Origin of the sequence: Synechococcus sp. BA-120 BA3 (assembly GCF_034931285.1) — a bacterium.
Lineage (GTDB): Bacteria > Cyanobacteriota > Cyanobacteriia > PCC-6307 > Cyanobiaceae > Cyanobium.
Genome location: NZ_JAYGHZ010000298.1, coordinates 1 through 9,565 on the forward strand (window position 1 = coordinate 1; position 9,565 = coordinate 9,565).

7 protein-coding genes are annotated in these 9,565 nt (G+C 71.6%); 1 reads left to right on the forward strand and 6 read right to left on the reverse strand.

All coding sequences use genetic code 11. The annotated features are described in order from the left end of the window. From purL to VB737_RS12240, 6 genes are all read right to left on the reverse strand, one after another. A partial coding sequence (gene purL / locus VB737_RS12215; RefSeq protein ID WP_500313307.1) for a phosphoribosylformylglycinamidine synthase subunit PurL occupies positions 1 to 2,111 on the reverse strand: 2,111 nt, incomplete at its 3' end. 28 nt (positions 2,112 to 2,139) lie between these two features. Further along, complete coding sequence (locus tag VB737_RS12220; protein ID WP_500313309.1) at positions 2,140 to 2,997, reverse strand: RNA methyltransferase; 858 nt, start codon at positions 2,995 to 2,997, stop codon at positions 2,140 to 2,142. 4 nt (positions 2,998 to 3,001) lie between these two features. Then, positions 3,002 to 4,165, reverse strand: coding sequence for a DNA polymerase III subunit beta (gene dnaN / locus VB737_RS12225; RefSeq protein ID WP_500313317.1), 1,164 nt, complete (start codon positions 4,163 to 4,165; stop codon positions 3,002 to 3,004). A 394-nt stretch (positions 4,166 to 4,559) separates the two neighbouring features. Beyond that, positions 4,560 to 5,618 (reverse strand): threonine synthase, encoded by a 1,059-nt coding sequence (thrC, locus tag VB737_RS12230; protein WP_500313319.1) that lies wholly within the window; start codon positions 5,616 to 5,618, stop codon positions 4,560 to 4,562. Positions 5,619 to 5,712: 94 nt separating this feature from the next. After that, positions 5,713 to 6,264 carry an alpha/beta hydrolase gene (locus VB737_RS12235; protein WP_500313311.1) on the reverse strand — a complete coding sequence of 184 codons (552 nt, stop codon included), beginning with the start codon at positions 6,262 to 6,264 and terminating at the stop codon, positions 5,713 to 5,715. Between the two features lie 106 nt (positions 6,265 to 6,370). Next, the gene (locus tag VB737_RS12240; RefSeq protein WP_500313313.1) at positions 6,371 to 8,311 is read right to left on the reverse strand and encodes an ABC1 kinase family protein; all 1,941 of its coding nucleotides are present in this window, start codon (positions 8,309 to 8,311) and stop codon (positions 6,371 to 6,373) included. A gap of 104 nt (positions 8,312 to 8,415) precedes the next feature. Here VB737_RS12240 and VB737_RS12245 point away from each other — a divergent pair, with 104 nt between their 5' ends. After that, a complete protein-coding gene (locus tag VB737_RS12245; RefSeq protein ID WP_500313315.1) occupies positions 8,416 to 9,501 on the forward strand; it encodes an AAA family ATPase in 1,086 nt (361 codons plus the stop codon). Positions 9,502 to 9,565: the final 64 nt, after the last annotated feature.

Genomic DNA, 9,565 nt, shown 5'->3' on the forward strand with positions numbered 1-9,565 from the left:
CTGCTGGACGGCTTCAAGCTGCTCTGAGCGACCAGCGCAGCCCCCAGGCCGGAGGCGATGCAGGCCTCCGCCAGCGCCACCGCCAGGCCGCCATCGGAGAGGTCGTGGGCGGAGCGCACCAGACCGGCGGCGATGGCCGCCCGCAGGAAGCCCTGCACCCGGCCCTCCAGGGCCAGATCCACCAGGGGCGGGCGGCCCGTGTGCCGGCCGTGAACCACCTCCAGGTAGCTGCTGGCCCCCAGCCCCAGGCGTTCGTCGCCGCTCTCCTGCAGCGGCACCCCCAGCAGCCAGACGCCATCGCCGGCCTGGCCCCAGGCCAGCCCCGTCACATGGGCCAGGTCATGCACCAGCCCCACCATGCCCACCACCGGGGTGGGGTGGATCGGCTGCATGCGCCCATCGGGCAGACGGGTCTCGTTGTACAGCGAGACGTTGCCGCCGGTGACCGGCGTGGCCAGGGCGCTGCAGGCGGTCGACAGGCCCCGGCAGGCCATCGCCAGCTGCCAGTAGCCGATGGCCGTGTCGGGGGAGGGGAAGTTGAGGTTGTCGGTGACCGCCAGGGGCTCGGCACCCGTGCAGGAGAGGTTGCGGGCCGCCTCCGCCACGGCCGCCATGGCGCCCCGCTCCGGATCGAGGCCCACCCAGCGGTTGGGGCAGTCGACCGTGGCCGCCACGCCGCGGGTCGCCGGGGCCATCGCCCCTTCCCCCTGCTGGGGCCGCAACCGCACCACCGCCGCATCGGCACCGCCGGGCAGCACCACCGTGTTGGCCTGCACCTGGTGGTCGTACTGGCGGTACACCCAGCGCTTGCTGGCGATGGTGGGGTCATCCAGCAGGCGCAGCAGGGCGTCACCCCAGCCCAGCGATCCAGCGGCCAGCTCCAGGCCGCCGGCACTCGAGGCCGCGGGCAGCTCGGCTTCGCTCCAGGTCCAGTGGGCCTGCAGATCGGCGGGGGGTTCGGCCAGCAGCGCGTGGTGGTTGATCGGCGTGTCGTCCGCCAGGGCGCTGGCGGGCACCTCAGCCGCGACTTCGCCGTGCTGCAGCACCCGCACCACGTTCTCCTGCAGCACCCGGCCCACCACCGCCGCCTGCAGGCCCCAGCGGCGGAAGCGCTCCATCAGCGGCTCCTCCCGGCCGGCCGCGACCACGAACAGCATCCGCTCCTGGGATTCGCTCAGCAGGAATTCGTAGGCCGTCATGCCGCTCTCCCGCGCCGGCACCCGATCCAGATCCAGCTCGATGCCCAGCCCGCCCTTGGCCGCCATCTCCGAGCAGCTGCAGGTGAGGCCAGCAGCGCCCATGTCCTGGGCCGCCACCACATCGCCGCTCTGGAAGGCCTCCAGGCAGGCCTCGATCAGCCCCTTCTCCAGGAACGGATCGCCCACCTGCACGGCAGGCCGGTCGTCGAGGGAGGCCTCGGTGAGCTCGGCGGACGCGAAGCTGGCGCCGCCCATGCCGTCGCGGCCGGTGGTGCTGCCCACGTAGACCACCGGATTGCCCACGCCCACCGCCCCGGAGCAGACGATGTCGTCGGTCTCCATCAGGCCCAGGGCCATGGCGTTCACCAGCGGGTTGCCGCCGTAGCTGGGATCGAACGCCACCTCACCGCCCACCGTCGGCACGCCGACGCAGTTGCCGTAGTGGGCGATGCCTGCCACCACCCCCTCCATCAGGCCCACGTTGCGCTCGTCCTCCAGCGGCCCGAAGCGCAGGGCGTTGAGCAGGGCGATCGGGCGCGCCCCCATGGTGAAGATGTCCCGCAGGATGCCGCCCACCCCGGTGGCCGCCCCCTGGAAGGGCTCCACCGCCGAGGGGTGGTTGTGGCTCTCGATCTTGAAGGCCAGCCGCTGGCCCTCGCCCAGATCCACCACCCCGGCGTTCTCACCCGGCCCCACCAGGATGCGGGGGCCGGTGGTGGGGAACTGGCCCAGCAGGGGGCGGGAGTTGCGGTAGCAGCAGTGCTCCGACCACATCACCCCGAACATGCCCAGCTCGGCCCGGTTGGGGGCACGCCCCAGGCGGCGCACGATCTCGTCGTAGTCGCCCTGGCTCAGGCCCTCCTTGCGCAGGGCCTCGGGCACCGAGAAGGACGGGGTCGAGGCAGAAACCACCGGGGAGCGCGGCAACGGCCCTCCAGTATCAGATCCAGGGGTCGTCGTCCCGGTGGGGCTCCCGACCCCGGTAGCGATCGCGGCGCTGTTCCGGCTCCGGCGGGAGCGGCTGGGGGGGCTCCCGGTACTCCCGGGGTTCTTCCAGCGGCTCCTCCTCCTCGGGCCAGTCCTCGAGGGGATCGGGCCCGTCGGGGTCGTCGTCGTAGGGGTCGCGGCGTTCCCGGGCAGGCTCCTGGTCCCTCTCGGGCCAGGGCCGTTCCTCGCGGAAGGCCTCCGGCCAGGGGGGCTCCTCCAGCCAGCCCTCCAGCCGCTCCTCGACGCGGCCGCCCACCTCCTGCACCTGCTCCTTCCAGCGCCGCGAGCGGCGCAGCAGCTGCTGGCGCACGCTGGCGCGGGCCACCGGCAGATCATCCAGCCCCCGCAGGGCGGTGAACACCCGGCCGGGCTGCTGGTCGACGATCCGGTCGGGGCTGAGGCGCCAGCGGCTGGTGCCCGGCAGCCGCGGATCGCTGCGGGCCACCAGGTAGTGGAGGATGCGGCCGCTGCGCAGCTCGACGGCGGCGTCGGCCACCAGGCCCAGGGGCACGTCATCGGCGCCGGTGAGGGCCGCATCGATCAGGGTCGGCAACCGTTCGAGGGTGGCGGCGTCCGTCTCCGCCGGCTCCCCCTTCACGAACACCTCCTGCTCCCCCAGCCCCCGCAGCTGGTCCAGCCGCCACACCAGCCGCTTCTGGGCGAAGGCCGAGGGCCGGCTGGCCCAGCCCAGCAGCCGGTGCACCGGCGGGTGCATCCAGGCCAGCACCCCGACGCCGCGCTCGAGGCCCTGATCGCACCGCACCTGCCGCCGCAGCAGATCGCTCAGCAGCAGCTGGTCGGGAAGACCCACGGACTCAGCTGGTGCGGATCTGGACGGGCATCACCAGGTAGGTGAACGCCTCATCGGCCCCCACCGGCGCCAGCACGGCCGGGGTGGTGGCGGCGTTGCACTGCAGCACCACCTGGTCGGAGCCCATGGCCTTGAGGCCATCGAGCAGGTAGCGGACGTTGAAGGCGATCTCGATCGCCTCCCCCTCGATCGTGGCCGCCAGCGATTCCGAGCCGCTGCCCACGTCCTGGGCGTCGGCCCGGATCGTCGCCGTGCCGGCGGCCGGGTCGGCGCTGATCTTGACCACGTTGTTGTGCTGGTCGGCCAGCACCGCCACCCGTTCGAGGGCGGCGATGAAAGCGCGGCGGTCGAGCACCATGCGGCGCTGGAACGTGGGCGGGATCAGCTGGCGGTAGTTGGGGTAAGTGCCGTCGAGGCTGCGGCTGGTGAGCACCTGGTCGGCGGAGAGCACCACCACCTGGCCGCGCTCGCAGAACAGGCTCAGGGGTTCCTGGGAGCCGCGGCCCGAGAGGATCCGCTCCAGCTCCCGCAGGGAACGGGCCGGCACCGTCACGGCGAAGTCCTCGCCATCGGCGGCCGGCGGCTCGCCGCCGGAGGCCTCCACGGCGTGGGAGAGGCGCTGGACCGCCAGGCGGTGGCCATCGGTGGCGGCGCACTCCAGGCCCTCGCCATCGAGGCGCAGGTGCACGCCCGTCAGCAGCTGCTTGTTCTCATCGGGGCTGCTGGCGAACAGGGTGGCCCGCAGGCCCTTCACCAGGGCCTCGGCGTGGAAGCGGATCGGCGTGCCGCTCTGGGCCAGGGGCAGGTCCGGGTAGTCGTCGGCGGGCATGCCGCGCATCTTGTAGCTGCCGGAGAGGTTGGTCAGCTCCAGCTGCTCCTCGCCCTCGGGGCAGCTGAGGCTGATGGGGCTGTCGGTGGCCAGGCGCGCCACGATCTCGCCGAACATCTTCGCCGGCAGGGTGATGGCACCGCTGGTCTCGACGGCGGCGGGCAGGCTCGTCTGGATGCCGAGGTTGAGGTCGAAGCCGGTGAGGCTGAGGCGGCCGGTGCCCGCATCGGCAGTGAGCAGCACGTTGGCCAGCACCGGATGGGTGGGGCGCGTCGCCACCGCCCGGCTGACCAGCTGGAGGCTGGCGCTGAGTTCAGCCTGGGAGCAGACCAGCTTCATGGCGGGGGCCGGCGAGGGCGGCACGGCGTTCGTGAGGCCCCACGGTTTCACAGGGCGCGCCAAAGCGCAACGGGTGGCTCCCCGACTGTTCAGAGGATCAATCAAGGATTGGGAAGAAGAAAAACAGCCCGTCGTCGTAGGGACGGGGGAAAACGGGTAAACAGGCTCTCTTCCCTTGGCACCACTGATGTTTGCCGTGTGGATGGCTGGGGAATGGGCCGCAGCAATGGGCATTTTCGAGGGGTTTTCCACCGATTCCCGAGCCTGGGGAATCCGCGCAACGCCCACGGGGGGTTTCCCTCCCCCGGCTCTCCCGGCGTGTGGTGGGGAATGTCCCAGGATTTCCCCAGACGGTTGGGGCTCTGTCAGGTCCGAAAAGCCCCGAGCTGGCGGCTCAGAAGCCCATCACCTTGGCGACGGTTTCGGTTTCGGGGGCGATGCCGGTGTGGAAGGTGGCGTCGTTGTTCTCGATCGCCGTCGTCGGGTCCTTGAGGCCGTTGCCGGTGAGCACGCACACCACCGTGGCGCCGGCCGGCACCTCCTCCCGCCGCTTGATCAGGCCCGCCACCGAGGCGGCGCTCGCGGGCTCGCAGAAGATCCCCTCCCCCTGGCCCAGCAGCTTGTAGGCCTCGATGATCTCGGCATCGGTGACGGCCATGAAGTCGCCGTTGCTCTCCTTGCGCACGTTGAGGGCGTTCTCCTTGTTCACCGGATTGCCGATGCGGATCGCCGTGGCGATGGTGTCCGGTTGCTCCACCGTGTGCCCCAGCACCATCGGAGCGGAGCCGGCGGCCTGGAAGCCCATCATCCGCGGCAGCACCGCGCTGTGGCCCGCCTGGCGGTATTCCTTGAAGCCCATCCAGTAGGCGCTGATGTTGCCGGCGTTGCCCACCGGGATGCAGAGCCAGTCGGGGGCCTCGCCGAGGGCGTCGACCACCTCGAAGGCGGCCGTCTTCTGCCCCTGCAGCCGGTAGGGGTTGAGGGAATTGACCAGGGTGACCGGGTAGCGGTCGGCCACGTCGCGCACGATCGCCAGGGCCCGGTCGAAGTTGCCCTGCACCGCCAGCACCTCGGCGCCGTAGAGCAGGGCCTGGGCCAGCTTGCCCTGGGCCACGTAGCCGTCGGGGATCAGCACGAAGGCCCGCATCCCGCCCCGGCGCGCGTAGGCCGCCGCCGCTGCCGAGGTGTTGCCGGTGCTGGCGCAGATCACCGCCTCCGAGCCCGCCTCCTTGGCCTTGCTGATGGCCATCGTCATGCCCCGGTCCTTGAAGGAGCCGGTGGGGTTGAGGCCGTCGTACTTGAGGAACACCTTCACGCCCCGTCCGACCCGTTCGGCGATCACCGGCGCCGGAATCAGGGGGGTGGCCCCCTCCCGCAGGGTCACCACCGGGGTCGCGTCACTGACGGGCAGCCAGCTGCGGTACGCCTCGATCAGCCCCGGCCAGTCCTGCATGGTGGGCTGCCGGCCCAGACGTCGCAGGGCTCGTAGCAGGGGCACGGGGGACAGCGGCGTGGCTGACGTCAATGTAGGGCTCCGGTCTCGGGCGTCAGGGGGCGGGGGCGGTCGGGGTCGGCGTGGCGGGTGCCGGAGCCGGGGCCGGGGCCGCCTGGGGGTCGCTGCCCCGCAGCCCGTCCAGCGGCGATTCGGAGAAGAAGCGCACCAGTTCGCTGATCGAGGAGGCCTTGGACGCCAGCGCCAGCAGGGCCGGAATGCTCACCTCCAGCTCCCGGGTCGGGTAGGCCCGCAGGAAGGTGATGGCCGACAACGACCCCTTGCCCTCGTAGGTGCCCAGCACCATGGCGGCGCGCAGGGCGGGCACGCCCGCTTCCGGGGCCCGCAGGGGGAACAGGATCCGCGCCAGGCGGGCCAGGATCGCCTCACCGATGCGGGTGTTGAGCAGGCGGCTCATCAGCACGATCGGCAGCTTCACCGATTCGTTCAGCAGCTTGCTGACCTGCTTGGGGTCCTGGCGGCCCAGCCGCAGCACGTCCCGCAGCAGGCCCCGGGCCTCGCCGGTGGTGGCCAGATGCTCCAGGTCGGCCACCGGAATCGAGCGCCGGAAGGCCCCGCTGGTGAACACCAGGTTCTCGGTGGCCATGGCCGCGGGAGTCGAGCAGCACAGCCCCAGACCCAGGACAGCGGCCACGAGCCTTCGCCGCTTGATCACGCTTGTCTCCCTATGGGTGCGCCTGACTCTACGGATCTCAGACACCGCTGACACCGGCGGCCTGGCGCACCGCCGGCGTCACGAGCACATCGCGCAGCAGGTGGACCACGCCCCGCTCCGCCAGACCCTTGGCTACCTGCAGCCCCATGCGGCGCAGATCCGGCTCCCCCAGCACCCGCGGCAGGCGCTTGAGCAGCAGCGACGGCTCGAAGCCGGGCAGGTCGCGCAGGATGGCCAGCAGCTCCTGGATCGGCTCCAGGTCCAGCAGCGGTGGCGTCGCCGCAGCGGGGGGCAGGGCCCGCAGCCCCGGCGGCAGCAGGCGGGTGGGCAGCCGCCGACCGAGGCGCAGGGTGGTGCTCCAGGCCAGGGCATCCATCTGCTGCACCAGCGCATCGACGAGCTGCTGGCGCAGCAGGCCGCCGTTGGGGGAGAAGAGGAAATCGAGCACCTGGTCGAGCAGGCCGTCGAGGTCCAGCTGGTCCTGGAGCGAGGCGCTGGCCACCAGGCTCTCCAGCCGCTGCCAGCGGAACTCCTCGCCGTCGTAGAGCATCTCCCGCAGGCTGCGGCGCAGCTCGGGATCGGGATCCTCCATCAGCCGGCGGGCGAAGTAGGGGTAGGCGGCGCCGAGGATCTTGAAGTCAGGGTCGACACTCAGGGCGATGCCCTCCAGGGTCACCAGCGAACGGATGATCAGGGCGTAGTACGGCGGCACCTGGAAGGGGAAGCGGTACATCACCCCGGAGAGGTCGTCGGTGACCGCCTTGAAATCCATGCGGCTCACCCCCATCTCCAGGGCCTGGCCGAACACCGTCTCGAAGGCCGGCACGATCGGTTCGAGATCCACCGCTTCCCCCAGGAAGCCCAGCTGCACGAAATCCTTGGAGAGGGCGCCGAAGTTGCGGTTCACCAGGTGCACCACCGCCTGGATCAGCCCGGTGCGCGCCTCCCGCGACACCTCGCTCATCATGCCGAAATCCAGGTAGGCCAGGCGCCCGTCGGGCAGGGCCAGCAGGTTGCCGGGGTGGGGATCGGCGTGGAAGAAACCGTGCTCCAGCAGCTGCTGCAGGCTGCAGTTCACCCCGACCTCCACCATCTGGTCGGGGTCGACTCCCAGGGCCCGCACCGCGTCGAGGTTGGTGAGCTTGACGCCGTCGATCCATTCCATCGTCAGCACCCGGCGGCTGGTGGCCTGGCGGTGGATGGCGGGGACGGCGATGCGGGGGTTGTGGCTGTGCAGGCGGGCGAAGGTCTCGGCGTTGGTGGCCTCGTTGATGTAGTCCATCTCCTCGAAGACCCGCTTGCCGAGTTCATCGATCAGACCGACCAGATCACTCTTGATCAGGCCCACGTTCTTGTTCAGCCAGCCGGCGATGTTGCGGACGATGTAGAGGTCGAGGGTGATCTGCTCCCGCAGGCCCGGCCGCTGCACCTTCACCGCCACCCGTTCGCCGCTCATCAGCACGCCCCGGTGCACCTGGCCGAGGGAGGCGGCGGAGATCGGCTCCTTCTCCAGCGAGGCGAAGATCGTCTCCACCGGAGCGCCGAGGTCCTCCTCGATGCAGGCCATGGCCAGGGCGCTGTCGAAGCCGGGCAGCTGGTCCTGCAGCTGGGCCAGCTCCTCCAGCAGCACCGGTGGAATGATGTCGGGCCGGGTGGAGAGGGCCTGGCCGGCCTTGATGAAGGCGGGGCCGAGGGCCACCAGCAGTTCGGCGCATTCCCGGGCCCGTTCCCGCGCCCGGGCGGGGTTGGCCAGCTGGCCGGTGAACCAGTCGAAGCCCACCCCCAGCAAATAGAGGCCGATCGGCACCAGGGTCTGCCAGACCCGCCGGACCAGGCGCATCGGGTGGCCGGCGTAGATGCGGGTGATGGCGGCCGGGTCGTAGCTGAGCAGGCCCGCCGCTTCCAGGAAATCCCCCATCTCGACGGCGGCGCCCGGGCGCTCGGGCGTCGCGGCGGGGGCTGGGGGGGAGGAGACCATGGCTCGGGGGCACCGCCGCGGCGCCGGCAGGCGGAACCCCCTTCTAAACGAAAGTCACAGCCGCTACGGTCGGGCCACGTACCGATCGCTCGCCGGAGGCCTGGGTGCTCACGGGTCTGCGCCTCGAGAACATCGCCCTGATCGAGCGGCTGGAGCTGGCGTTCTCCACCGGGTTCACCGTGCTCACCGGCGAGACCGGCGCCGGCAAGTCGATCCTGCTCGATGCCCTCGATGCCCTGCTGGGCGGTGCCCAGGGCAGCCAGGGGGCCCGCCTGCTGCGCCGCGGCGCCGAGCGGGGCCGGATCGAGGCCAGCTTCAGCCTGGCCCCCCCCGTGCGCGACTGGCTGGAGCGCCAGGAGCTGGAGGCCGAGGACGACGAGCTGCTGCTCAGCCGCGACTGGCGTCTGCAGGACGAGCGGCTCACCAGCCGCCACCGCCTCAACGGGGTGGTGGTGAGCCGCAGCCAGGTGCTGGAGCTGCGCCCCCTGCTGCTCGATCTCACCGTGCAGGGCCAGACCCAGCAGCTGGGCCGCCCCGGCCAGCAGCGCCGCTGGCTGGATCGCTTCGCTGGGGAGGATCTGGTCGCAGCCCTGGAGGCCAGCCGCGCCGCCTGGCAGGGCTGGAAGGGGGAGGCCGACGCCCTGGACCTGGCCCGCGCCGACCGGGACCGCTTCGCCCGGGATCGGGAGCGGCAGGAGGAGCTGCTGGCGGAGCTGGAGGCCGCGGCGCTGGAGGATCCCGCCGAGCGCCAGCGGCTCCAGGGTGAACAGGACCGGCTCGCCCACGGGGTGCGCCTGCAGGAGGGGGTGATGACCCTGATCGGCCGGCTGGTGGAGGGGGCCGAGGGTGCCCCGTCGGTGCTGGATCACCTGGCGGCCTGCGACCAGGAACTCCAGACCATGGCCGGCCTCGATGCCGGCGTGGCGCCGCTGCATGGGGCCTGCGCTGAGGCCCTGGCCGGTCTGCAGGACCTGGCCCGGGATCTGGATCGCTACGGCGCCCTGCTGGAGAGCGACCCGGACAGCCTGGCCCTGCTGCAGGAGCGCATGGCCCTGCTCAAGGCCCTGGAGCGCCGCCACGGCCAGACCCTGGCCGAACTGATCGCCCGGCGCGACGAGCTGCGCGAGCAGCTGGCCGGGGCGGATGCGGAGGCCGCCCTGGAGGGCCTCGAGGCCGCCCCTGTCCCTTAAACACCTCTGACGCTGCCGACGAGGTGACTTGTGTAGAACCAGGTGTGCGCTGGATCCATAAAAT